This is a genomic window from Methylobacterium sp. A54F, from assembly GCF_053346035.1.
The window spans coordinates 1-321 of the sequence record NZ_JBKFBF010000090.1 but is presented as its reverse complement, the minus strand read 5'-3'; the positions used below and the strand labels follow the sequence as shown (position 1 = coordinate 321).

Genomic DNA, 321 nt, shown 5'->3' with positions numbered 1-321 from the left:
GGCGCAGTTGATCGCGACCTGCAGCAACAGGCCGAGATCGGTGCGGCCGCGCCCGAGCACCGGGCCCAGCACCGCGTAGTTCGCGAGGGTGAAGGGCGCCGAGAAGATCCGGATGTGGAAGTAGGTCGCCAGCGCCGCGGCGACGGCGTCGCTCGCGCCAGCGATCGCGAAGGCCGCCCAGCCGATCGGCCCCTGCAGGACGACGATGGCGAGGCCGGTGAGGATCCCGGCCGCGTGCGCCCGGGCGAGCGTGCGGTTCACCTCCGCGGGGTCGCGGGCGCCCACCGCCTGCGCGGTGAGGCCGGCGGACGCCATCCGCAG

General features: G+C 75.4%; 1 protein-coding gene. It reads right to left on the bottom strand.

From position 1 onward, the window contains the following. The coding region (locus ACLBXP_RS25470; protein ID WP_447670617.1) for an MATE family efflux transporter at positions 1-321 on the bottom strand (321 nt) is incomplete at both ends.